Annotated in this window: 10 protein-coding genes and 2 pseudogenes; 6 read left to right on the forward strand and 6 right to left on the reverse strand. The window is 45.4% G+C overall.

Translation table 11 applies throughout. The features are described 5' to 3' along the window. Positions 1-391: 391 nt before the first annotated feature. From R2S67_RS22895 to R2S67_RS22905, 3 genes and pseudogenes are all read left to right on the forward strand, one after another. Positions 392-7,663: pseudogene (locus R2S67_RS22895) on the forward strand (tandem-95 repeat protein); the annotation flags it as partial. A gap of 390 nt (positions 7,664-8,053) precedes the next feature. After that, positions 8,054-10,657, forward strand: a pseudogene (locus R2S67_RS22900) (Calx-beta domain-containing protein); the annotation flags it as partial. 198 nt (positions 10,658-10,855) lie between these two features. Further along, positions 10,856-13,159, forward strand: a complete 2,304-nt coding sequence (locus R2S67_RS22905) for a VWA domain-containing protein (protein WP_411057640.1) — start codon at positions 10,856-10,858, stop codon at positions 13,157-13,159. A gap of 87 nt (positions 13,160-13,246) precedes the next feature. On the opposite strand, the gene R2S67_RS15855 is transcribed toward R2S67_RS22905, so the two are convergent. Both R2S67_RS15855 and R2S67_RS15860 read right to left on the reverse strand, forming a co-directional pair. Continuing rightward, entirely contained in the window at positions 13,247-13,861 is a 615-nt protein-coding gene (locus R2S67_RS15855) for an OmpA family protein (protein WP_164666046.1), read from the reverse strand. Between the two features lie 2 nt (positions 13,862-13,863). Next, positions 13,864-15,180, reverse strand: coding sequence for a TolC family outer membrane protein (locus R2S67_RS15860; RefSeq protein WP_048626423.1), 1,317 nt, complete (start codon positions 15,178-15,180; stop codon positions 13,864-13,866). A 401-nt stretch (positions 15,181-15,581) separates the two neighbouring features. Between R2S67_RS15860 and R2S67_RS15865 the strand changes: the two genes are divergently transcribed. Continuing rightward, positions 15,582-21,737, forward strand: coding sequence for a Calx-beta domain-containing protein (locus tag R2S67_RS15865; RefSeq protein WP_317345644.1), 6,156 nt, complete (start codon positions 15,582-15,584; stop codon positions 21,735-21,737). Between the two features lie 75 nt (positions 21,738-21,812). On the opposite strand, the gene R2S67_RS15870 is transcribed toward R2S67_RS15865, so the two are convergent. After that, a complete protein-coding gene (locus R2S67_RS15870) occupies positions 21,813-23,006 on the reverse strand; it encodes a class I SAM-dependent methyltransferase (RefSeq protein ID WP_167713295.1) in 1,194 nt (397 codons plus the stop codon). Between the two features lie 162 nt (positions 23,007-23,168). Beyond that, positions 23,169-24,572, reverse strand: coding sequence for a methyl-accepting chemotaxis protein (locus R2S67_RS15875; RefSeq protein ID WP_104971746.1), 1,404 nt, complete (start codon positions 24,570-24,572; stop codon positions 23,169-23,171). 90 nt (positions 24,573-24,662) lie between these two features. Between R2S67_RS15875 and yccX the strand changes: the two genes are divergently transcribed. Continuing rightward, positions 24,663-24,935 (forward strand): acylphosphatase, encoded by a 273-nt coding sequence (yccX, locus tag R2S67_RS15880; protein ID WP_005396574.1) that lies wholly within the window; start codon positions 24,663-24,665, stop codon positions 24,933-24,935. A 3-nt stretch (positions 24,936-24,938) separates the two neighbouring features. Here the strand turns inward: yccX and R2S67_RS15885 are convergent, their stop codons facing one another. Next, positions 24,939-25,268, reverse strand: coding sequence for a TusE/DsrC/DsvC family sulfur relay protein (locus tag R2S67_RS15885; protein ID WP_005377396.1), 330 nt, complete (start codon positions 25,266-25,268; stop codon positions 24,939-24,941). A 408-nt stretch (positions 25,269-25,676) separates the two neighbouring features. On the opposite strand from R2S67_RS15885, the gene R2S67_RS15890 reads away from it, so the two are divergent. After that, positions 25,677-26,051 (forward strand): chromosome partitioning protein ParB, encoded by a 375-nt coding sequence (locus tag R2S67_RS15890; RefSeq protein WP_317345656.1) that lies wholly within the window; start codon positions 25,677-25,679, stop codon positions 26,049-26,051. Positions 26,052-26,127: 76 nt separating this feature from the next. On the opposite strand, the gene R2S67_RS15895 is transcribed toward R2S67_RS15890, so the two are convergent. Then, positions 26,128-26,790, reverse strand: a complete 663-nt coding sequence (locus R2S67_RS15895) for a Bax inhibitor-1/YccA family protein (protein WP_317345657.1) — start codon at positions 26,788-26,790, stop codon at positions 26,128-26,130. Positions 26,791-26,963 lie beyond the last annotated feature (173 nt).

Consider the following 26,963-nt stretch of genomic DNA (forward strand, 5'->3'; position numbering starts at 1 on the left):
GATTCATTGTTCATTTGTTTCATTCTTGATAAATCAATTCATTTGGTGGGTCTAAATTTTGAATAAGGATCCCGATTTTAAAGTGAAATTGATGTTTAACAAGAGTTGAGTGGCTTTTATTAAAACAAGACAAATATGCGTATAGGTTCCTATTGATGTATGACACATAATTACTTAATTGAGCATCAAATTGCTGTTATTGCACTATATAATCAGGCAATATATAGCAAATTAGTATTGTTAGTCAAAAACTTGACAGTTATTTAGGGTTAAGATTTATATGGATCGTACAGCGTTAGTGTCACTCGGTAATCAAGTCGTCGTAATAGGTTTAGATGGGGAGCTGAGAGTCCTAACAGAAGGACAACAGCCCCTACCAGGTGAAGTGGTAGTGGCAACGACAGATGCTGCACCTCTAAATTTGAACATTCAACTAACTGAAGAGCAAGGCTCAAAAGATATTTCTGATGATGTGGCACGAATTATTGGTGCTATTGAGCAAGGTCAAGACCCTTCTATAGTTGATGAAGAACTCGCGCCAGCTGCGGGTGAAAACAGTGGTTCAAGTTTACAAAATAGTGCCACGATTGCACGGGATGGCACTGAAGTACTGGCCTCAACAAATTTTGAAACTATTGGCTTGGAATCCCTCGGTTTATCTGAAACACAAGCGTTGACCTTAAATGACTTTTTCGCAACAAATATAGAAACCAGTGGAGATGGCTCAAATAAACCACTTACTAATTCTCCAGTGACATTAAGCGCTATTGAAGAAGATAGCGATCCCATCACGATAACTACCGAAGAATTACTATCGAATGTCGATATTGACGATGCTGATACTCTTATCGTTACAAACGTCACTATTGAGAGTGGGAATGGCACTTTAATTGATAACAACGATGGATCTTGGACTTATATCCCAGAAGCTGATGATGATACTGAAGTGTCATTCTCCTATGACATCATTGATGACGATGGGGGTGTTATTAATGGCAATGCTAATTTAGATATTAAGCCTGTTAATGACGCGCCAATAGCGACTAACGATGCGATTCAAACTGACGAAGATTCCCAGGTTGTAATTGATGTGCTCGCTAACGACAGTGACATTGAAGGTGACGATTTATCCATTACTTCTGCTTCTGTATCAGAAAAGCAAGGTATCGTTGAGATTGTCGATGGTAAGCTTGTTTTCACTCCGGCTGAAAACTTCAATGGTAATGCAACTATTAGCTACACCATCTCAGATGGTGAGCTAGAGGATGAAGCTCAAGTCTCGGTAACAGTAAACTCAGTTAACGATGCGCCTATTGCCCTTAATGACGCAACAATTACAGAGGAAGATACCTCAGTAACGATTGATGTACTGCCAAACGACACTGACATCGATGGCGATGCGTTAAGCATTGAATCGGCGTCTGTGCCGAGTGACCAAGGTCAAGTCGAGATTATTGACGGCAAGCTTGTATTTACGCCAACTGAGAACTTCAATGGCGACGCTGAGATCACTTACACCGTCACCGATGGTTCGCTGACTGACCAAGCGACGGTCACCGTCACCGTGAATGCGGTGAACGACACACCTGTGGTTGAAAGCAACATCGCAGACCAAACCTTGGCGGAAGATTTCACGCCATACACCATCGATCTAAATACCGCTTTCAGCGATGTGGATAACGCCGATGGCGAGTTAACGTTTAGCGTCTCTGGCAACAGCAACATTCAAGTGGCGATCGTCAATGGCATTGCTACGTTCACTCCAACCGCGGACTGGAACGGCTCAGAAATCCTAACGTTTACTGCCACTGATCCAAGCGGTGAAAGCGTTAGCCAAACGGTGAACTTCACGGTTGCGCCTGTGGCGGACATCGTGGCAGACAAAGCGACGGTTGTGGAAGACACGGCGACCATCATCAAGGTCTTAGATAACGACACGTTCGAAGGCGACGACAAAGTGGTGTCGCTTGATACCAATAACGGTCCAGCTAACGGCACGGTCTCGGTCAATCCTGATGGCAGCGTAACTTACACGCCAAACGACAACTACCACGGTACAGACAGCTTCACCTACATTGTCACGTCAGGCGGGGTATCGGAATCCACCACGGTGAGCGTTGATGTGACGCCAGTGAATGATGCACCAGTGGCAAAAGATGACACGGCGATTACTGACGAAGACACGCCAGTGACGATTGATGTCCTGCCAAACGACACCGATATTGATGGCGAGAAGCTGAGTATTGAATCAGCCTCTATACCTAAAGAGCAGGGCACGGTTGAAGTGGTGGATGGAAAACTCGTCTTCACTCCGGCAGAAAACTTCAATGGTGACGCTGAAATCACCTACATCGTTACGGACGGTGAATTGACCGACGAAGCGAAGGTGACCGTTACAGTAAATCCAGTAAACGATGCACCAACTATCAAAGTTGATGCCGTAGAAAGCATCACTGAAGATGCAGTGAACACGGATACGGTAGTCGCAACCTTAACGGTTCGTGATACTGATACGCCAGAAGACCAATTAACCGTTTCTTTAGAAAACAACTCAAACGGTTACTTTGTGTTAGTTGGCGATGAAGTCAAGCTGACTCAAGCAGGCGTCGATGCGGTTAACAACGATGAACTTAACCTAAAAGACCTGACTATCAGCGCGTCAGTATCGGATGGTGTTAATCCAACGGCTAACGACAGTGATAGTTTGATTGTGAATCGTGTTAACGATGCGCCGACTGTTGATAATGTCATCTCAGATCAAGTGCTATCGGAAGACTTCGCGACCTACACGATTGATTTAAACAACGCATTTAAAGACAGTGACTCCACACTTAACGTCTCAGTGTCCGGTAACAGCAACGTGTTGGTTTCGATTGAAAACGGCATCGCGACCATTTCACCAACAGCAGACTGGAACGGTTCAGAAACCCTAACGTTTACTGCTACCGATCCAAGTGGTGAAATCGTCAGCCAAGCGGTGAACTTTACGGTTGCACCGGTAGCTGACATTGAGGCAGACAGCACGGATGTAGTCGAAGACACGCCAACCGTCATTAACGTCTTAGGTAACGACACGTTTGACGGCGACGATAAAGTAGTGTCGCTTGATACCAATAAAGGCCCAGCTAACGGCACGGTCTCGGTCAACCCTGATGGCGCCGTGACCTACATACCAGATGATAACTACGTCGGCAAAGATACGTTCACTTATGTCGTGACATCAGGCGGTGTGTCTGAATCCACTACCGTTGAAGTCAATGTGACGCCGGTCAACGACGCGCCAGTGGCAAAAGATGACACGGCGATTACTGACGAAGACACACCAGTGACGATCGATGTCCTGCCAAACGATACTGATGTGGATGGCGATAAGTTGTCGATCCAATCTGCGTCTGTACCTGAAGCACAAGGTAAGGTTGAAATTGTTGACGGAAAACTGGTCTTCACACCGGCTGAGAACTTCAATGGCGACACCGAAATCACTTACACCATCACTGATGGTGCACTGACTGACCAAGCGACGGTCAATGTCACGGTGAATGCGGTGAACGACACGCCTGCGGTTGAAAGCAACCTCGCAGACCAAACCTTGGCAGAAGACTTTACGCCATACACCATCGATCTAAATACCGCCTTCAGCGATGTGGATAACGTGGATGGCGAGTTAACGTTTAGCGTCTCTGGTAATAGCAATGTCAATGTCTCAATAGAGAACGGCATCGCGACCATCTCACCAACGGCAGACTGGAACGGCTCAGAAATCCTAACCTTTACTGCAACCGATCCAAGCGGTGAAAGCGTTAGCCAAACGGTGAACTTCACAGTTGCGCCTGTGGCAGATATTGAATCTGACCGCGCGACGGTTGTGGAAGACACGCCAACCATCATTAAGGTCTTAGGTAACGATACGTTTGAAGGCGACGACAAAGTGGTGTCGCTCGATACCAATCACGGTCCAGCCAACGGCACGGTCTCGGTCAACCCGGACGGCAGCGTAACCTACACGCCAAACGACAACTACCACGGGGCAGACAGCTTTACCTACATCGTTACGTCCGGTGGGGTATCGGAATCCACCACGGTGAACGTCGATGTGACGCCAGTCAACGATGCGCCAGTGGCAAAAGATGATACCGATGTTACTGACGAAGACACGCCAGTGACGATTGATGTCCTGCCAAACGACACTGATGTGGATGGCCATGAGCTGTCTATTCAATCGGCGTCTGTGCCGAGTGTTCAAGGTACAGTCGAAATTATTGATGGCAAACTGGTGTTCACACCGGCAGAAAACTTCAATGGCGACGCTGAAATCACCTACATCGTTACGGACGGTGAATTGACCGACGAAGCGAAGGTAACCGTTACAGTAAATCCAGTAAACGATGCGCCAACTATCAAAGTTGATGCCGTAGAAAGCATCACTGAAGACGCAGTGAGCACTGATACGGTAGTGGCAACCTTAACGGTTCGTGATACTGACACGCCAGAAGACCAATTAACCGTTTCTTTAGAAAACAACTCAAACGGTTACTTCGTGTTGGTTGGCAATGAAGTCAAGCTAACTCAAGCGGGCGTCGATGCAGTTAACAACGATGAACTTAATCTTAAAGATCTGACTATAAGCGCGTCAGTATCGGATGGTGTTAATCCAACGGCTAACGACAGTGATAGTTTGGTTGTGAATCGTGTTAACGATGCGCCAACAGTTGATAATGTCATTACAGATCAAGTGTTATCGGAAGATTTCGATGCATACACGATCGACTTGAATGAAGTATTCAAAGATTCCGATTCCTCGCTAGAATTCTCAGTCTCTGGCAATAACAACATCCAAATTTCTATTGTGAATGGTGTTGCTACCATCACTCCGACTGCGGATTGGAATGGCAAAGAGACAATTACGTTCACAGCTAAAGACCCAAGCGGTGAAAGCGTAAGTCAAACGGTGAACTTTACGGTAGCACCAGTAGCTGACATTGAGGCTGATAGTGCGGATGTAGTCGAAGACACACCAACCATCATTAACGTCTTAGGTAACGACACGTTCGAAGGCACTGATAAAGTGGTGTCTTTGGACGCCGATAATGGTCCTAAAAATGGCACCGTCATTGTGAATAACAACGGCACGGTGACCTACACACCAGATGACAACTACGTCGGCAAAGATACGTTCACTTATGTCGTGACATCAGGCGGTGTATCCGAATTCACTACCGTTGAAGTCAATGTGACGCCGGTCAACGACGCGCCAGTGGCGAAAGATGACATCGCTACGACACAAGAAGACACCGCAGTTACTATTGATGTTCTGCCAAACGACACTGATGTGGATGACGATAAGCTGAGTATTGAATCAGCCTCTGTACCTAAAGAGCAGGGTACGGTTGAAGTGGTGGATGGAAAACTCGTTTTCACTCCTGCAGAAAACTTCAATGGCGACGCTGAAATTACCTACATCGTAACGGATGGTCAATTGACCGACGAAGCGAAAGTGGTAGTTAACGTTAACCCAGTAAACGATGCGCCAACTATCAAAGTTGATGCCGTAGAAAGCATCACTGAAGATGCAGTGAGCACTGATACGGTAGTCGCAACCTTAACGGTTCGTGATACTGATACGCCAGAAGACCAATTAACCATTTCTCTAGAAAACAACTCAAACGGCTACTTCGTGTTGGTTGGCAATGAAGTCAAGCTAACTCAAGCGGGTGTTGACGCGGTTAACAACGATGAACTCAACCTTAAAGACCTTACTATCAGCGCGTCAGTGTCGGATGGTGTTAATCCAACGGCTAGCGACAGTGATAGCTTGGTTGTGAATCGTGTTAATGATGCACCGATTGTTGAAAATGCCATTGCAGATCAAGTGTTATCGGAAGATTTCGATGCATACACGATCGACTTGAATGAAGTATTTAAAGATTCCGATTCCTCGCTAGAATTCTCCGTCTCTGGCAATAACAACATCCAAGTCTCTATTGTGAATGGCGTTGCTACCATTACTCCGACTGCGGATTGGAATGGCAAAGAGACAATTACGTTCACAGCTAAAGACTCAAGTGGTGAAAGCGTTAGCCAAACGGTGAGCTTCACGGTTGCACCTGTGGCGGATATTGAATCTGACCGCGCGACAGTCGTGGAAGACACGCCAACCATCATTAAGGTCTTAGGTAACGACACGTTTGACGGCGACGATAAAGTAGTGTCGCTTGATACCAATAAAGGCCCAGCTAACGGTACTGTCTCGGTCAACCCTGATGGCACCGTGACCTACACGCCGAACGACAACTACCACGGGGCAGACAGTTTCACCTATATCGTCACCTCCGGTGGTGTCAGTGAATCCACCATTGTTAACGTCGATGTCACGCCAGTAAACGACAAACCTGACAGTGAAGACTTTACGCATGTGGCCGATGATCAGCTTACGCACGTTGTGTTTGATACCGATACGAAACCTCTGGGTAGCGGTGATTCTCAAGATCATATCGCGGATTCTGAAGACGACTTAAAAGGCAACGATCTACATGTCCGAATTACTGAACTGCCAACCTCAGGTACGTTGTTCTTTAAAGATAGTGATGGTGAGTTGCACGAAATTAAAGAAGTAAGCGATACGCTTTATGACAAAGACAGCCTTTACTATGAAGCTGATAATGTTGGCTTCTTATTAGGTATCAAAGATCGTCCTAATACGCCTAATAGCTCGGAATCTACAACAGATTTCAATAACTGGGGATTAAGTGAGGATGGTGGTTCATCACATTCCCGTACTGAGCATTTAGTAAATGGTTCCTCCATCACTATATCTTCTGATAGTGATGAGCTTGCTCAATACAACCGCCAGGTGTCACATATCGGCAATGGTATTGCTGACAATGATGGGCAGGGTATTGAGAAGGGTGAAACAATTACGATCGATTTGTCTAATAACCCTGTGGGCAGCGTAAACCTTGGACTAGATGGACTAGGTGGATTGTTTGATTACGGTGATGACAACGCAGCGCTTATTACGGTTACATACTTAGATTCAAATAATGTCCAACAGACTCAAACGTTCGAGTTTTTGAAGCCTGAAGGCAACTTCATGCTATTCCAAGAAACAAGCGTTGGTTATGGGAAAGATCTAGCTCTTCCTGAAGGTTCGGTCATTACTCAGTTAGATTTTTCTACGAAAAATGAAGGTAACTGGGAGTTACGTTATGTAGAAGGTGTTCCTGCAGAGGACAGCTTTGGATATGTGGCCGTCGACTCTGAAAGTGGCGTTAGCGATCCATCTACAGTCAATATCGTTAATGAAATGCTAGATGGTAATGTTGCTGAAAATGGGCCAAGTCTGTCTGTGGTCGGTGATAGCGTGACTGAGGGTGACAATGTCACTTTTTCGGTTGTTCTAGATGAAGTCACCAGTACTGCTGTTAAGTACCAAGTTGATATGCTTGCTCAAGGTTCTTCAGTTGATAAGAATGACGTAAATCTATCAAATGCAACCTACACAAATGGTGTTGTTTTCTTAGGTGGTTACTTGATTGTTCCTGCAGGTATAAGTAGCTTCGAAATATCGATTCCGACTATTGATGACTTGGTTGTGGAAAGCAGCGAAACGATCGTTCTTGAGCTCGGCGGTGAAACGGGGACGGCAACAGTTCTTGATAATGATAGTTCAGAACTTAGCGTAGTAGATGCCGGCGATGTCATTGAAGGAACTGACGCAATATTTACCGTTTTACTCTCTAACCCTGTTCAAGAGGCCGTTGTCGTCAATCTGAAGTCAACAACAAATGATAGCTATACTGCGGAAGATGTTGATCTAGGCACTATGGTAGTGACCTATGTGGATACTCATGGTCAAACTCAAACATTAGATATAGCGCCTAATGGAGACGTTACTATACCTCCAGGTGTCGCTGAAATTAAAGTCGCAGTCTCGACCAAACTAGATAATGTCCATGAAGGTGATGAGAGCTTTGGTCTGACGGTTACGGAAATCGGTAGTGTCACCAGTAATGGTATTGCAACTGGTAACGCAAATATTGTGGATTCTGATCCTGCACCTTTAGTTAGTATTAGTGCCGATCAAAACAGCGTAAATGAAGGTGAAACGGCAGGCTTTACGCTGACACTTGATAAAGTTGCAGATGAGAGCGTTACGGTTCATGTCGAATATAGTGGCGTGGCCCAAGATGGAAAAGATTTTGTTGGCGTTCTTAGTGTTGAAGTTCCTGCGGGTCAATCTTCAGCTGCTCTTGACTTACTGACGCTCACCGATGGTATTTATGAGGGCGCAGAATCTTTCACAGTAACCATTAAAGAGGTGGATGGCGCTGATGCGAGCATTGCTTCAAATAACAGCGCAAGTGTTGTGATCGTTGATGCCCAAAGTGCACCGAAAGTGACTATTAGCTCAGATCAATCCTCAGTTGATGAAGGTAGTGATGCAAAATTTATCGTCAACATTGACCAAAAAGCAGATGAAGATGTGCTGGTAACATTCACAATCGGCGGGAATGTTGATGACAAAGATTATATTGCTCCAAGTACGTACACAGTCACGATTCCAGCGGGTAAAACGTCGGCACCGATTGATATAAAAACTCTCGATGATGGTATTTACGAAGATCTTGAAAACCTAACTGTGACTCTAATTGGTACGGTTGGTGCAGATTCGACGCTTGCAAGTGACTCGAATGAAGCAACAGTCTCTATTATAGATGCTCAGCACGCTCCAGAGTTTATTTCTGGCGGCGATAGTGCTGGTGACAAACCAAATGATGATGTTTACGACTTCGGGTCAGTTAACGAAAACACGGTGAGTGGGTCCATTATTGGTACGGTCGTTGCTGAAGATCACGATAATGACGTGCTTGTATACCGCTTTGCAGATGGCTCGACCACTAATGGTATTTTTGATATCGACCCGACAAGCGGAGAGATTTCATTGAACAAGACAATCGATGATGTTGACTTGGGCGATTATACGCTTCAGGTTGAGGTTATCGATGGAACTGGCGGGATTGATACTGCCGAGGTCAATGTTTCTCTGGTAAATGTGAATGATGCACCTGAATCTTCGCCTTCCGCGGTTGAGATGAGTGAAGATACCCAAGTGATACTTGATTGGTCATCATTCGGTATTAGCGATGTGGACTCTAACGTATCAGAGCTCTCCGTCCAAATCACAACGCTTCCTAGCGATGGGTCATTAGAGTATAAAGATTCGCAGGGCGATTGGCAGTCTGTCCAAATCGATCAAGTGCTTGATAAATCGCTCTTTGATGAAAACAGTGTTCGTTTTGTACCTGAATTAAATGAGTCTGGCAGTGACAGTTTCGGCGGAAATCAAGTCGGAGATCAGGAGTCTAGTTACGCTCAAATTGGCTTTAAACCAACAGATGGACAGAGTACCGGTCAAGAGTCAACACTGACAATAGACGTAAATCCTATCGCTGATAAACCGAACTTAATCGCAGTGACGCACGAGAACTCATTACCCCAACAAGAGTTTAACGTTACAACATGGAGCAATGTTCAAGTTGGTTCTAGTAATGGCATGGGGGTCAACGGCGAGACTCTAATTGCAGCGATCAACGCTCTTGATGCAGCAGATGGAACTCAATTGAGTTGGTCAAATGTGGAAGATTTAGGGACTCATGCAACCTTGGCAAATGAGGCCGTTCTAGTCACATCTCTTGTTTATCTCGAAGCTGGAGCGAGTTACGACTTTGTCGGTCAAGCCGATGATAGCCTTGCAATCAAGTTGGGTGGTACGTTACTTGATCAAGCTCGTTGGGGTAGCGACAGTGGTGATATTAAGGGTGCTATCTTTACCCCTTCGGTATCTGGCTTTTATCCAATTGAAATTTATCACCATAACCAAAGTGGTCCGGGTAACTTTAATGTGGATGTATCCATTAATGGACAAGCACCTGTCAATCTGAGCAACAGCAGTCTTTACGTAGTTAGTGATGAAAGTGCACTAGAAGCAACTGATATCAGAACGTCTGAACTACAAGAAGTTAATGGTGTTGCGTTTTACGAAACATATCAGCTGAACGAAGGGTTACAAGATACAGCGATACCGCTCTCTGAAATTAAAACAAGCTTAAATGATAAAGATGGCTCTGAATCACTTAAAGTCACGCTAACTGGCTTACCTGTAGGTGCGATCCTTTCAGATGGAAACAGTTCTATTACTGTAGCAACCATTGATGAAGAACTGGACGTGACAAGTTGGGCATTAGATACACTTACTGTGACTCCACCAGCTGGCTCCCATGATGACTTCACAATCAATTTGAAGGCAACGAGTACAGAACGCGCGAATGGTGATTCAGCAGAATCTAACTTGGCGATCAATGTTGTAGTACATGAGAACTTACCGACGGAAACGGAAAGTGATATTGGGAAGACCAACGAAGATAATTCGCTACAGGGTAACGTATTGCGTAATGACTCTGATGACGACAACCTTCTGATGGTTGATCACATTACTATTAATGGCACTGACTATGCGGTAGGTGAAAACGTATCTTTGACCAGTGGCACTTTATTAGTAAACCAAGATGGTAGTTACGTATTTGAACCTACCGAGCACTGGTCAGGTGATGTTCCATTAATTAATTACACCACAAATACTGGCGCAACAAATACGCTTGATATCAACGTTGTCGCAGTTGCAGATGCCCCTGCGATCACGATTAATGTTGGAGAGTTAGTAAAAAGAGATGCTGTTGATCCTAATCACAACTTAGCCACTTCTGCGATAGATAAAACGCCTACAGAGAATGAACTCGTCGCTGCTGATCTTGGTTTGGATGATGTCGTGCAAAAAAATCACTCATACGCCGGAGTGATGCTAGGTGACAACAACGATAGAAGTGATACCGATAGCTTATTCGTTGGGACTGATTACAATGACACTTTCTATGGTGGCGGCGGTGATGACGTATTTATTGGCGGTGGTAATAACGACTCTTTCTATGGTGATGATGCGTCCACTATTACAGATTATGATGGCCAAGATACGGTTTACTTAACTGGAAACTTCAGTGACTACAAAATGACCTTCAAAGACGATCATGGAGGTCAAGTTCCATATTGGATTTTGCTAGATAATCGTTCTATCGATTCGGTAAACGACCACACAGGTAGTGATGATCGTGGTGATCACTTATATGAAATTGAACGAATTGTTTTTGCAGACAAAGTCGTTGAATTGAAGCCCGACGGCACCTATGAAGTGCTTCAAGAGCGTTGGATTCCCGTTGATATTAATGTTGATTTGGTTGATGTCGATGGAAGTGAAAGCTTGGCGCAAACTGTTTTTGTGGAAGGTTTGCCGGATGGTGTAGAGCTGTATATCGATGGACATGCCGTTAATCAGGACGCAAACGGTAGTTATCTTGTCACCCTGGATGCTAACGGTAAGGTCTCTTTAGATATCAGAGTGCCGTTTGATTATGAAGGTAGTCTAGAGTTCCCACTAAGCGTTACCGCGACGTCGGTTGAAGAAGCAAATAATGATGCCGCTTCAACAACAGAGTCTGTTGCGCTTACAGCTCGTGACTATGTTCTAGAGTCGGGTTCACATGGGAACGATCAGATAACGGGCAGTGACGATCACGATATTATTGTTGGCGATGTCCAAGGATTGGAGATTATTGCGGGTCAGGACTACAACATCGCCTTTGTTTTGGATACTTCGGGGAGCATGGGTAACTGGGTAGGAACTGCGAAGCAAGAAGTGCTAGATGTGTTTGATGAACTGTTAAGTGCTGCAAATCAGGGTGAGAAGCCTGGAACAGTGAATATTCACCTCAGTGAGTTTGCTTCAAGTGCGTCAGCAGTTATTTCCGTTGACTTGAGTTCTCCAACAGCAAGAGATGAGTTTGTAAAAGAACTGAATAGTGCTATAGGTGATGAGGGTGACGGCGGCACAAACTATGAGGCGGGTTTACAGTCAGCTGTTGAATGGTTTAGCAGTCAACCTAACCCTAATGGCCAAAATATCACGTACTTTGTTACTGATGGTCAACCAAATAGAGCAACGCATCTCTACCATTTAGCGCAGAATGAATTCTCGAAAGTGATTTTGGATGTCGATGATTCTGGCAAGCTTGTTACCCTGCAAGATATAGTTAGTAGCAATAATTATTCATACGGACAGACGGTTACCTACAAAGGTGATGTCGTTATAGATAGTTACGGTCAAGTATATTCACCGCTAACAGGCAGAACCCTTGGTGATATCGACAGATATAATGGCTCTATCCGTTACTACGATGAAGGTGGCAGCTCAACACAAGCTCAACATATGTATCAAGTGTTAGCAGCATTGTCTTCAGTAGAGTCGATAGGTCTTGGTAGTGGTGTTGATGAACAAACACTTAAGCAGTATGACACTGATGGTGTGGTAGAGTCAGATATCGATGTTACTAAACTTGCTGAAACGATATTGGGTCAAGATGTGCCCCTAAAACAAGGCTCAGACACTATTCAGGGTGGAGAAGGTGACGATATCTTGCTGGGTGATTTAATTGAATTTGGCGGTAATGAGCAAGGTTTGAGTGCGATTCAATCACATGTGGCACAGCAAACGGGTCAAGATGTTTCTACCATTGATGGTGAAGACATCCATGAATACGTTAAAAATAACTTAGAAGAATTCAACCAATCTCACCAAGGTGATAAGTCGGATAACTTATCTGGTGGTGCTGGCAACGATTTACTGTTTGGTCAGGGTGGTAACGACATACTCGTTGGCGGTGAAGGTGATGACATTCTGATTGGTGGTTTAGGTAATGATATCTTAACGGGAGATGAGGGCTCTGACATCTTTAAGTGGAGTGAAGTGACCAACGAGGTTGATACGGTTACTGATTTCAACAAAGATGAGGATACTTTAGACTTCTCCGATCTGTTTGATGACTTATCAAAAGATGAAGTTGGTGAGCTTCTTACTGATCTTCAGTCCGGTGATCATACTGGTGATGTCGGAGAGTATCACGTAGAAGTGGCACCAGATGGCGGCTCGGAAGCGAACTTGAGTATTACGAAAGGTGGCTCGACATTGGACATCCATTTTGATGGTGCAAGTGTCGATGATGTGACTCAAAGTCTGATTGCAAGTTTAGAAGCGCAATACAAAGACATGTAGCATGTCTAGCCACAGGTGAAATTGAAAATCAAAAAAGGTCTAGCATTTTGCTAGACCTTTTACTTTTAAACTCCGTTCATTGCGACGTTAGCTCTTAGGAAGTGTCGTGAAAACGGTCCACTCTTTCTTCACTTCACCTTTGTGGCCAATCACTGTTGCGGTTACTCGACGGTTTAGCGCGTGACTCACTTGGTCGGTGCCTTGAGTTGCAAGCACTGTGTCTCCATAACCGACAATGGTGACTCTATCTCCACTAATACCATTCATCATGAGTTCTTTTCTAACGTTCTCAGCGCGGCGTTTAGATAAGTCAAGATTGTGTTCTGCAGTACCAGTACGACTGGCATAGCCCTGAATCTCTATCGATGTATTTGGATACTCCTTCAAGAAGTCGGATAGTTCTCGAATTTGCTCCGTAAAGATAGGATTGATCACATCGGAATCATTCGCGAACAGAACTCGAATTTGCATTTCTTGCGAGGAGTCGACATACGAACCGCAGCCATCGTTATCTATCTCGGCACCTAAAGGAGTACCCGGACATAAATCGCGCTCATTAATGACTCCATCAGAATCATCATCAAGATGATCTGCCCACTGATCGGCAATTGGCGTATCAATATAATCATATTCATCGCCTTTATCGGATGAACTGCATGCCGAAATCATCAATGAGAGTGCAATAATAGTTATGTATTTCATAATTAATACTCCACTTCTTCTAGCCATTCTTTAGGCATTTCAACCCTTAATGCACTCAACAGTTGACCTGTTGCGTTCATCACTCGATATTTGGCGTACTGCTCTGCGTATTTAGAATCTAAGTAGTCTTTACGTGCCTCAAAGAGTTCGTTTTCAGTATTCAATAGATCAAGCAGCGTTCGCTTACCAATGCGATATTGTTTTTCATACGCAATAACGGTTTCAGATGCTGAGTCTACATGATCTGACAGGAACTCTTTTTGCTGTAGGGTCAAATCCAGTGCGCTCCATGAAAGCCTTAACCCTTCTTCAACATTGCGATAAGCACCTTCACGTAAGTCTTTCGCTTTGTTTAACTGATAGGCGAAGTTTTCTGAGTTTGCAGCGTCACTGCCGCCATTAAATAGGTTGTAGCGTAGACGCAGCATGGCAAGTGTTTCATCACTGCGGCCTTTTAAGCCATCAGCGTCGTCACGCCATGTTTGTGAAGCTTCAATGGAAATGGTTGGGTAATTAACACCTTTAGATTGTTTGTATTGAAACTTAGCAGAGTCCACATCTGCGAGCGCGACTTGAATGACAGGGTGCAGCTCAAATGCCAAACCTACCGCTTCATCAATGGTGTATGGAATGAAATTCTGATCCGCTCTTGGAAAGATCAACCCTTGCGGGGTTTGACCCACTAAACGAGTGAACATAGTGTGAGAGTCGTACAAATTATTTTGAGCAGCTGCCAAATTACCGTGTGCTTTTGCCAAACGTGCTTCTACCTGTGTTAAGTCAGCGGTAGAGCCGATACCTGAGTTGACTCGTTTTTTAATGTCTTCGTAAATATCTTTGTGAACCGCCAAGTTATTTTCAGAAAGCTTGAGTATTTCGTAAGCTTTTACTGCGTCTAAATACACTTTGGTGACTTCAAGCGCTTTATCTGATGCATCGGCCAAAAGTTGAAATCTAACTGACTCTGCATCGGCTGCGGTACGATCGATATCATTTAAGGTTGCACTGCCATCCCATATGAGCTGAGTTAGTGTTACCGAAGCTTCCTTTCGAGTGTAATCTGTATCCCCACGTCCCACCTCGTCAGAAGGGTCTAATCCCTCGTAACCAATGCCCGCATCTAAATCAATAGAAGGTAAGTAGGCGCCCGAAGAGGCTTCATTTACGTATTTTCGACTGGTGAACTCGTTAAATGCGCTCTTAATGTCAGGATTGTTTTTTAACGTCAATGCCACGGCTTGCTCTAAAGTTTGACCGAAAACGGGTAAAGACACTATTAAACTACAGCAGCAAGCAATATTTAGTCGGTTCCATTTCACGGTATTTCTCCTAAAAATTCGTGTTGCTTTTTGCTATTTCATCTCATAACTGAGACGAAACATCATAAATAACAGTGCTTGAGTAAGGGATTTATCAACCTACTGTTAAAACAAAGCTTTTGTTTCAAAAACCCAAGATTTCGCCTTTTAAAACCTTAGCACATATGTCGAATGTTGCTTAGCAACATAGCAAGTTTAGCTCGGAGAAAAGCTTGAATTCTTAATATCATAGCGTTTCACGGCCTGTGTCACTCTGCGCTTTTTTGTAACTCTGCCCCTAGAGTTATCAAACGTCCTACAAGCTACACATACAACGAAAATATGATGATTTTGACTAAACTATAGACGTAAATGTAGAGGTGACAAACTTTTGACTTGGTTTGAAGTGGGGCGAGGTAGATATGGATCGAGTAACTTTGAGCTCATTGATGGGCAACATCGTGGTTATCGGGCTGGATGGGGAAATTAGGACCCTAGAAGAGGGACAACTACCTCAACCAGGAGAGTTAATAATTGATGAGGTATCAGATACTTCTGAGCTTGTGATCGAGCAGGTGACACCACAAGGAAGTTCGATAAATGTAACTGATGATATCACAGCGTTAATTGAAGCAATTGCTAGTGGGGAAGACCCGACTGAGCTGGGTGAAGAGTTTGAGCCTGCTGCAGGTGAAGGAAACGGGTCTAGCCCACAGAATACGGGAGCTATAGATCGCACAGGTGCTGAATTACTCGCTAGTACCAATTTTGAGACAGTGGGAACTGACGGAACAGGATTTTCAAGTACTCAGGTAGAGACGCTACTCGATATTTTCCAAATACAACCACCAGAACCAACAGCAATATCAGTTCCTGCAACAGTAATTGTTCAAGAGATTTCTAGCCCAACTGTCAATGAGGGCGATCTGGTTTCCTTCGACGTCACACTTAACCAACCAACAGAAGACAATATCAATATCACTTTTTCTCTGTTCGATCAGACTGCGACTGGTGGATCTACTGACAAGAGCGGAAGTGACTACGTCAACGAGAGTGTTCTCATAACATTTTCCGATGGCACAACAGAAGAAATCTCAGTTGATGATAATGGTACTTTTACAGTCTCGGTCCCATTAGGTGAAAGTGGGTTTACGGTTTCTCTCGACTCTATAGATGACTCTATATTCGAAGGCCCAGAAACGTTTACACTTTCTGGCACAACAGAAGAACAAAATACACCTGAAACCGGGGTGGCAACCATTGTTGATGATGGTAGTGGGCCAGGTTTAAGTCCTGATGATGATCGCCCAACGGTAACGATGAGTGATGCAGGGACGATTAATGAAGGTGAGTTAGCTAGTTTTAAAGTGTCGTTATCTAATCCATCAGCTACAGATGTTGAGGTCGAACTAAGTCTCAACCTCGGTGATACCGAAGCGGGTGACTTAGGCACCTTGGAATACAACACGGGAAGTGGTTGGGTCACGGTGCCAAACGATGGTGTGGTGACCGTGCCAGCTGGGCAAACTGAGTTTGATGTACGCATTGCTTCTATTGATGACGCGGTGTACGAAGGTCCAGAAGATTTCAGTGTGACGGTGACTGGTATTGGCGCAGTACAAGGCAGTGATACGGGCACGGCGACGATAATGGATGACGGCCGTGGCCCCGGACCTGATCCCGATGATGACCGCCCAAGTGTGACTATTACCGACGCTGGCACCATTAATGAAGGTGAAACAGCTAACTTCAAAGTTACGTTATCGAATGCCTCTGAAGCGGAAACGCAAGTAGAGTTGGGTCTTAATCTCGGCGACACCGAAGCCGGTGACTTAGGTATCTTAGAATACAACACGGGAAGTGGTTGGGTTACGGTACCAAACGATGGCGTGGTGACGGTGCCTGCCGGGCAAACCGAATTTGATGTTCGTATTGCTTCCATTGATGACGCCGTTTATGAGGGCCCTGAAGATTTCAGTGTCACGGTAACCGGCATTGGTGCGGTGCAAGGCAGCGATACGGGTACAGCAACGATTGTGGATGACGGCAGTGGCCCTGGACCTGATCCCGATGATGACCGCCCAAGTGTGACTATTACCGATGCTGGCATTATTAATGAAGGTGATACGGCGAACTTCAAAGTGACGCTGTCGAATGCCTCCGAGTCCACTGTTCAAGTCGAGCTAGGCCTCAACTTGAGTGATACCGAAGTCGGTGACTTAGGCACCTTGGAATACAACACGGGAAGTGGTTGGGTCACGGTGCCAAACGATGGTGTGGTGACGGTGCCTGCCGGGCAAACTGAGTTTGATGTGCGCATTGCTTCTATTGACGATGCGGTGTACGAAGGTCCAGAAGATTTCAGTGTAACGGTAACGGGCGTTGGTGCGGTACAAGGCAGTGATACGGGCACGGCAACGATTGTGGATGACAGCAGTGGCCCAGGTCCCGATCCAGACGATGACCGTCCAAGCGTGGCTATTACCGACGCTGGCACCATTAATGAGGGTGAGACTGCGAACTTCAAAGTCACCTTATCGAATGCCTCCGAATCGAGTGTTCAAGTTGAACTTGGCCTCAACTTAGGCGATACCGAAGCGGGTGACTTAGGCACCTTAGAATACAACACGGGCTCCGGTTGGGTTGCGGTGCCAAACGATGGCGTGGTGACGGTGTCTGCCGGGCAAACTGAGTTTGATGTGCGCATTGCTTCTATTGACGATGCCGTTTATGAAGGTCCAGAAGATTTCAGTGTGACGGTGACTGGCATCGGGGCGGTGCAAGGCAGCGATACGGGTACAGCAACGATTGTGGACGACGGCAGTGGCCCGGGGCCTGATCCCGATGATGACCGCCCAAGTGTGACTATTACCGACGCTGGCACCATTAATGAAGGTGATACGGCGAACTTCAAAGTGACGCTGTCGAATGCCTCCGAGTCCACTGTTCAAGTCGAGCTAGGCCTCAACTTGGGCGATACCGAAGTCGGTGACTTGGGCACTTTAGAATACAACACGGGAAGTGGTTGGGTTGCAGTGCCAAATGATGGCGTGGTGACGGTGCCAGCCGGGCAAACCGAATTTGATGTGCGTATTGCTTCTGTTGATGACGCCGTTTATGAAGGCCCTGAAGATTTCAGTGTCACGGTAACCGGCATTGGGGCAGTGCAAGGCAGTGATACGGGTACAGCAACGATTGTGGATGACGGCAGTGGCCCGGGCCCTGATCCAGACGACGACCGTCCAAGTGTGACTATTACCGACGCTGGCACCATTAATGAAGGTGATACGGCGAACTTTAAAGTCACATTATCGAATGCCTCAGAGTCGAGTGTTCAAGTTGAACTCGGCCTCAACTTAGGTGACACCGAAGTCGGAGACTTAGGTACCTTAGAATACAACACGGGCTCCGGTTGGGTTGCGGTGCCAAACGATGGCGTGGTGACGGTGCCTGCCGGGCAGACTGAGTTTGATGTGCGTATCGCTTCCATTGATGATGCGGTGTACGAAGGTCCGGAAGATTTCAGTGTTACGGTAACGGGCATTGGCGCAGTACAAGGCAGTGATACGGGCACGGCGACGATTGTGGATGACGGCAGTGGTCCAGGTCCCGATCCAGATGATGACCGTCCGAATGTCTACATCGTTGAAGATAGCGTGGGTGTTAACGAAGGTACCGATGCTGTGTATACCGTTAGATTGTCGGCGGCGGCCGATATCGATGTGACCGTCAGGTTGAACACCTCAACCGACGGCAGCAACACGGCGGAAGCGGACGATATAGGTAGCTTTGTGGTGACCCTTGCTGATGGTGTGACAGTGGTGAATGCCAACAGTGACGGTACGTATACCATTCCCGCCGGTGAGAACGAGCTGAAAGTCACTGTGCCAACCACAGGTGATGGCGTCTACGAAGGGGATGAAACCTTCACTGTGGCGGTACAAGGTGACACGGGCGTCCTAGGCAGTGACAGTGCGCTGGGCATTATTTACGACGGTGGTAACGGCCCTGGTCCCGATCCAGACGATGACCGTCCAAGTGTCTATATTGTCGAAGATAGCGTGGGCGTGAATGAAGGTACTGAGGCTGTGTATACCGTCCGGTTGTCGGAGGCTGCCGATATTGACGTGACGGTAAGGTTGAGCACATCAACAGGAGGAAATAATACGGCAGAGCCTGGCGACATTGGTGCTATTAAGCTGACATTATCTGATGGAGTAACTGTGGTGACCGCCAACAGTGATGGCACGTATACTATCCCAGCAGGTGAAACCGATCTCAAACTGTTTGTCCCAACTACGGACGACGATGTGTATGAAGGAGATGAAACCTTCACGGTTGCAGTGCAAGGTGCAACTGGAGTACTTGGTACTGACACTGCGTTGGGCATTATTTACGACGGCGGTAACGGCCCTGGTCCTGACCCGGATGATGATCGCCCGACCGTATCTATCTCAGATGCGGGTATCGTAGATGAGGGTGATATCGCGACGTTTACCGTGTCATTGAGTAATGCTTCGGAAGGTACAGTCCAGGTGCAGTTGACCTTAAACCCAGACGAAACAGAAGTGGATGATCTTGGCTCGCTAGAATATAACACCGGAGCAGGTTGGGTTGCTGTGCCTGTCGATGGCATCGTAACAGTGCCAGCAATGCTTACCGAATTTGATGTGCGCATTGCGACCATTGATGATGAAGTTTATGAAGGTCCGGAAGACTTCAGCGTGACCGTGACTGGTTTGGGCGCAGTTCAGGGCACCGATACTGGTTTGGCGACCATTGTGGATGATGGCACTAAAACGGACGACGATCGACCAACTGTGTCTATCTCGGACGCGGGTACCATTGATGAAGGTAGTTTCGCTACATTTACCGTGTCATTGAGTAATGCCTCAGAAGCAGCGCTCCAGGTTCAGTTAACGCTGAATCTGGATGAAACAGAAGTAGGTGACCTTGGCACTCTAGAGTACAACACCGGTTCAGGTTGGGTAAGTGTACCTGTAAGTGGCATCGTGACGGTGCCGGCAGGTATGACGGAATTTGATCTACGCATCAAATCAATTGATGACGGTGTGTACGAAGGCCCTGAAGATTTCAGCGTTACAGCAACTGGCTTGGGAGCAGTTCAGGGCAGCGATACTGGTCTGGCGACCATCGTGGATAACTCACCACCTACAGCCCGTGATTTCATCATTTCGCTCGATGTTCAAAATGGTATTTTCCCGGTTCAGGATGTTGAGTTTGATGGATTAACGACGTCTGGGGAACAGCGTGTTGAAGATCTCGAAGATGACGCAGTTACTGCAAATGATGATGATATTTTAATTCAGGTCGTTAGCCTTCCTGAACACGGTGAACTGTATTATGTGGATGGAAATGGACAGGAAGTCATTATAGACGAAACTACACAGTTCCCTGAAAATACAGAGGTTAAGTATCGTCTGACTGAAGATTTCTTTGAGGAGCAGAGCTTTGACTCAGCCGATCTTCTTGAAGATCAAGGGAAAGATATCTTGGTTGGTTCTTACACTCCTCCTAACTCGAACTTAACGTTCACTGGAGGCCAGATCATCACCATTGGCAACAGCATCATCTTTGATTCCGACGCTCAGATTTCAGTCGATTTTGCGAATCAACAGGTCGGGTTGGTTGTCGTTTCGCCAAATGAAACGGGTCAGGGTGATGAAATCAGTACTGGTGAATATATTACGTTAGAACTGGATGAGGATTTATCAGCTAACGAAGCGAAACTGAACTTAGCCAGTCTGAATGACCGCTTCAACAGTAGTGGTGCATGGTTAACGGCATACATCTTCCTAAATGGTGCACTTGTTGATGTTCAGCAGTTTTACTCAACGGATATTACTTATACCAGCAACCACGAAGGTTCTATTACCGTTGCGTTAGCAAATGGCAGCTTTGATGAAATTCGACTTACTCCAGAAACCGATAGCGCGAGTGATAAAGCGGGCTTTACCTTGGTGGGAACTGAAATCACCAGTTTTACTGACGTGAACGATGACTTTACCTACCAAGCTATTGACACTGATGGTGCGGTAAGTAACGAAGCTACGGTAGCGGTTGATTTCGAGAACGTCACGGTAGACGCTGTCACGGCGCTTGGTTATCAAACCATGGCCTTAAATTCGGATCTGAATCTGGTTATGGGGACAGATGGCGATGATATTCTGGTTGGTACTGAAGGCAATGACCTGATCATCGGTGGTTTAGGTAATGATATCTTGACTGGCGGTGAAGGTGATGACGTATTCAAATGGACAGAAATGCAATCCGCAACTGATACCGTGACAGATTTCAGTGACGGGGATCAGCTTGATTTTACCGATGTATTTGACGATATGAGTGGTACGGATATCTCCGCCTTGCTTGATGATCTTGGTTCGGGTGACTATCGCGGCAGTGTGGATGACATTTCCGTTGAAGTGACTGAAAGTGGAGGTAACTCGACGTTGACCATCAACAAAGATGGACAACAGCTAGAGGTTAACTTTGATGGTGCCTCTGCAGCCGATATTGCCAATAGTCTGATTTCTAATCTCGATCAATTACGAGAATAGATGGCCAAAAATAAAAAAACGGAGCGTTTTTTCGCTCCGTTTTTTATTTAATAATACGGTAAACTAACACTGTGATTACAGAACTTTACATGCAAAACCTTTCAGGTAGAAACCTTCCGGGTATGCTGTATCGGTTGGGTGGTCAGCAGCTTGTTCAAAGCGCTCCACAAACTTTACTTGGCGGTTAGCATCTAAGGCTGCGTCAGCAATGATTTTCTGGAACAAAACTTGATCCATCAAGCCAGAGCACGAGTAGGTCAGTAGCGTACCTCCAGGTTTTAGGATTTGCATTGCTAGCATGTTGATGTCTTTGTAACCACGACATGCGCCGTTTAGTTGGGCTTTGCTGTCTGCAAACTTAGGTGGATCCATGATAACCACATCGAACTGAGTTCCTTGGTCACGATACTCGCGAAGCAGTTTAAACACGTCTGCGTTTAGGAACACGGCGCGCTTCTTCGAGATATCAAATTCATTCAGTTCTGCGTTGAACTTCGCAGTGTCTAGAGCAGGTTGTGATACGTCAGCGTTTATCACACGCTTTGCATCACCTTTCAGAGCGTAAAGTCCGAAGCCACCTGTGTAAGAGAAGCAGTTAAGAACTTCCTTGCCTTTCACATATTTCATCGCTTGCTGGCGGCTATCACGTTGATCTAGGTAGAAACCTGTTTTGTGCCCGCCAACGATATCTACACTAATCTTTACGCCATTTTCTTCGATGACGACCGATTTAGGTGGCTCTTCGCCGTGCAGTACACCAGTGGCTTCTTTCAAACCCTCTTTCTTACGTACCGCGACGTCAGAACGCTCGTACACATTACAATCAGGGAAGCACTCAACTAGAGCATCAACAATGGCCTGTTTATTGTGTTCTGCGCCAGCACTGAGAAGTTGACACACAAAGAAGTTTTGGTAACGGTCAATCGTAACGCCTGGCATACCATCAGACTCTGCCGCGATAAGGCGGTAACCCGTAAGGCCATCACGTTCGATAATGTCTTCACGAAGAAGTTGTGCGTCTTTTAATCGTTTTACGAAAAACGCTGTGTCGATTTCTTCTTTATCAAAACTCCAAATACGAGCACGAATTTGTGAAGCCGGCGAATATGCCGCTTTAGCTAGCCATTTACCGTCGTGAGTGAATACATCAACCGTTTCGCCAAGAGCGGGTTCGCCCTCAACTTTGTTGATGCCTCGAGAGAAGATCCAAGGGTGCTTGCGCTTGACCGATTTCTCACGACCTTTTACCAAATAGATAGCAGCTGTCATTTCATTAGCTCTTGTTGAATTTTGAAAGGGGCGTATTGTCCGGGATGTGAATGGTAAAAGCAATATCCCTCGGCAATCCAGTACATTGTAGTGACTTTTAAATACAAAAAAGGGTCACTAAAGTAACCCTTTTATTTGAACTGGTCGTAACAGATTACGTTGCTACGCTTTAAGTCCAGTAAGGAGCGACTCCATGGTGTCGCTTTGCTTACGCAGTTGATCCACGTTTTGTGAAGTCGTGCTGATCATATTGCACACGTTATCTGCTTGAACTCGAATCTCTTCAACGCTTGAGGCGATATTGTCCGCGACTACACCTTGTTCTTCAGCCGCTGTTGCAATTTGAATGCTACTGTCGGATATAGTTTGATTTTTATCTGCCAAAGAGCCGATTTCGTGATTCACTTCCGTCATGAGGTTTTGTCCCTCATTTGCATTGTTGACAGTCACTTCCATCAGTTTAGTAAGTGATTGACTGTTACGCTGTAATGATTCGATCATCGCTTGGATTTCAACCGTCGCTTGCTGAGTGCGTCCCGCAAGAGCGCGAACCTCATCCGCAACGACCGCAAATCCACGACCTTGCTCACCAGCGCGTGCTGCTTCAATGGCTGCGTTCAATGCAAGTAGGTTAGTTTGCTCGGAAATCCCATTAATGGTTGTCACGACTTCATCAATTTGTGCGGCATTGGCATCTAACTCCGCTACTGCCTGAGACGCAGATTGAATCTCATTAGAGAGGTTCGAAATCGAGTGAAGCGTATTCTCTACTTTTACTTGTCCAGACTGAGCCACGCTGCGCGCATCATCGGTTTGTGCGCTTGAATCGTGAGCTAATGTCGCGACTTCTCGAATCGTTGATGCCATCTGTTCCGTTGCACTCGCAAGAGAGTTGAGGTGCTCTTGTTGCGTCGCAGAAATATCTGAACTGTGATGAATTGATTGATTCAGGTCTGAGCTAATTTGTTGCATTAACGCCACAGACTCTTGAATCGACAGCACCATTTGTTGCTCTCGTTCTGCAACTTTGTCTATCGTAATAGCAATTTCACTAAACTCGTCGCGAACTGGGAAGAAGTTCATTCTCGCGGTTAGGTCACCATCCGCTAGGGTGTTTAATGCTTTATTCATCGTGAACATTGCGCCGCCGATAAACGTCATGATGTAGTAAACGCCAAGCGCGAGAATAAACAAGCTCACACAGATGATGCTCACTTGAGTCGTTGATAGGGCAGACCATAAAGAAAGTTCATGGTTTGCAACCAAGCTGTACGCACCATTTAAAACTGACACGGATTGCGGCCCTGAGCCAATAGAAACGGTTTCTGAACCAGCTATGAGGCTTGCCACTTGAGATTGAGAAAGGTTGCCTGCCTCTATCAGACCTTTCATAAGCATGAGCTCTTCTTGGTACATACTTGAGATCAACGTATTAGCCGCGCTATTAAGGACGAGAGTGAGAATGACTAAAGCAAGAAGAGGGAGAACGAAGAGCAAATAGAACTTTTCTTGAATCTTTAAGTGAATGAGATACTTATCAATCCAGCGGAATGGAATTTCTTTCATAATTATAATAACCGTGCAAAAACCCACTATCCTTAGTGGGGTGAATAGACGAAAAGAATATATCACTCAGTAAAAAGAAGCGGTACAAAGATGAACGTAAAGTGTGAGAGATTTATAGTAAAAGGTCACGTTCAAGGCGTCGGCTTTCGTTACCATACTTCCCATCAAGGATTGAAACTGGGTTTGACGGGTTACGCGAAGAACCTAAACGATGGTGATGTTGAAGTGATGGCGTGTGGAACAGATGCACAAATAGCTGCGTTTTCCGAGTGGTTGAAAGAAGGCCCGCGAACGGCAACAGTAGAGAGTGTGATACAGGAGTCTGCGTCATATAAGCCGTTGCGCGGTTTTAAGATTTTGTAAATTCTACAAGCATTTAGCTGGCTTTGGTAGGCCGGCTAATTTAGTCGCTTGTTTGGCTGGCCCCTTTTTAAACAGCTTGAATAGATACTTACTGTTACCTTTTTCTGGGCCGTGCGCTTTTTCCATTGCTTTGACAAGCATACGCACAGCAGGGGAAGTATTAAACTCTTCATAAAAATCTCGCACAAAGTGCACAACTTCCAAATGAGCATCCGTAAGCTCGATGTCTTCTTCTTTTGCTAAAAGCTCAATCATACCTTCTTCCCATTGAGTATGATCCAGTAAGTAGCCTTGAGCATCAGTTTCAATTTCTTTGCCGTTGTAAACGAACATAACGTTTTATCCGCTAAGTGAACATGGATGTTTATAGATTAGCGACAGGTGAGGATGTTCTCAACAAAAGAATCTCGAAGTAGTGCCGAGCGAAGCAAAAGCGTACAAAATGGTGAGTGCTTTTTGACTAAGCGAGGTGCTTTGATATAAATGCTCTTTTATTCAAATAAATAGGAAACTATTCAGTTTGTTAGAAATTTTTAGGGGTTAGTACCAATAAAATTGCATGGATATCCAGGCTTATTCATTTTTGTTTTGTTTTTTTCTTGGCTACTTGTCTGAATATGGAATTTTATCTGTGAATGAATAGCTTACGACGTTGTGTTTGCTCTTATAGACCGATATTCTCTTGGTTGATAAGCAACCTACATTCTGGTTGTAAACAATAACGATGACAAGGAGTTAGTCATGTCGAAACAACGTTACATTGAAATAAATGACAACGTAAAATCCATTTGGTCTATTGAGCGTATTTGGGAGCTCGCGGAGCCCCTACCTGTAGAAGAAATTGCTATTGATGATATCAAAGGCCCTAATGAAGTGACCTGGTTTAGTGATGATGGACCACAGCCAACCTGTCGTGAGATCGCGAAGCATTGCCAACGCATCAACAATGCCGATTTGTCGTATCCCGTAATTTTAACCAATGATTACCGCGTTTTTGATGGTATGCATCGAATCGCCAAGCAAATCATGTTGGGTGAAGATACGATTAAAGTGAGACGTTTTAGAGAAAACCCTGAGGCTGATGAAGTTATCGAGTTAGCAGTCGAACAGGCGTAATGTACTTAACCACTGACAAAGAAAAAGCCCGAAGGAATTACCTTCGGGCTTTTAGTATTCACCTTAGAGCGAACGATTAATCGTCGTTCATAATACCTAGAATGCTTAGTAGGCTGATGAAGATGTTGTAGATTGATACATACAAAGTCACTGTCGCAGAGATGTAGTTTGTTTCACCGCCACGAATAATGCTTTGTGTTGTCATCAGGATCGCCATCGTAGAGAAAATGATAAACAAGCTGCTCAACGCCAAGTGTAAAATGGTTGATTGAATAAAGAAGCTTGCAATCATACCCACAACAAGCACAACAAACAGCGATAGCATCAAGCCGCCCATCATAGATAGGTCACGTTTTGTTGTTAGTGCATAAGCTGATGCCGCCATGAAAGATAGCGCCGTACCACCTAGAGCGGTTAATACGATATCGCCCATCCCAGCACCGATGTACATGTTTAAGATTGGACCAATAGTGTAGCCTAAGAAACCAGTGAATAAGAACGTAAACACAAGGCCAAGGCTGTTGTTACGGTTTTTCTCTGTTAAGAATAACAGGCCGTAGAAACCAACCAACATTAGGATGATTCCTGGATGTGGCAGGTTAAATGCCATTGCTACGCCAGCAACGGCTGCCGACCATAAAAGCGTCATTGAAAGTAGTGCGTAAGTATTACGCAACACTTTGTTTGTTTGTAGAGCACTTTCTTGTGTTGAAGTGCGGGTAAACATTGGACTGTTCATAATCTTCCTCGATAAGAGACTTTCTTTTAAGTACATTTATGGGATTGAAAGTTCAAAAAATCAAGCCCTAACCATGCGTAACTTAGATAAAATAATAATAGAAATAAGATGTTATGTATTTGACAACTTGTAACACAATATTACTGCAGAGCAAAGTCATAGCAATTGTCACA

The sequence above is a fragment of the Vibrio sp. T13N genome, assembly GCF_032970445.1.
GTDB classification, from domain to species: domain Bacteria; phylum Pseudomonadota; class Gammaproteobacteria; order Enterobacterales; family Vibrionaceae; genus Vibrio; species Vibrio diabolicus.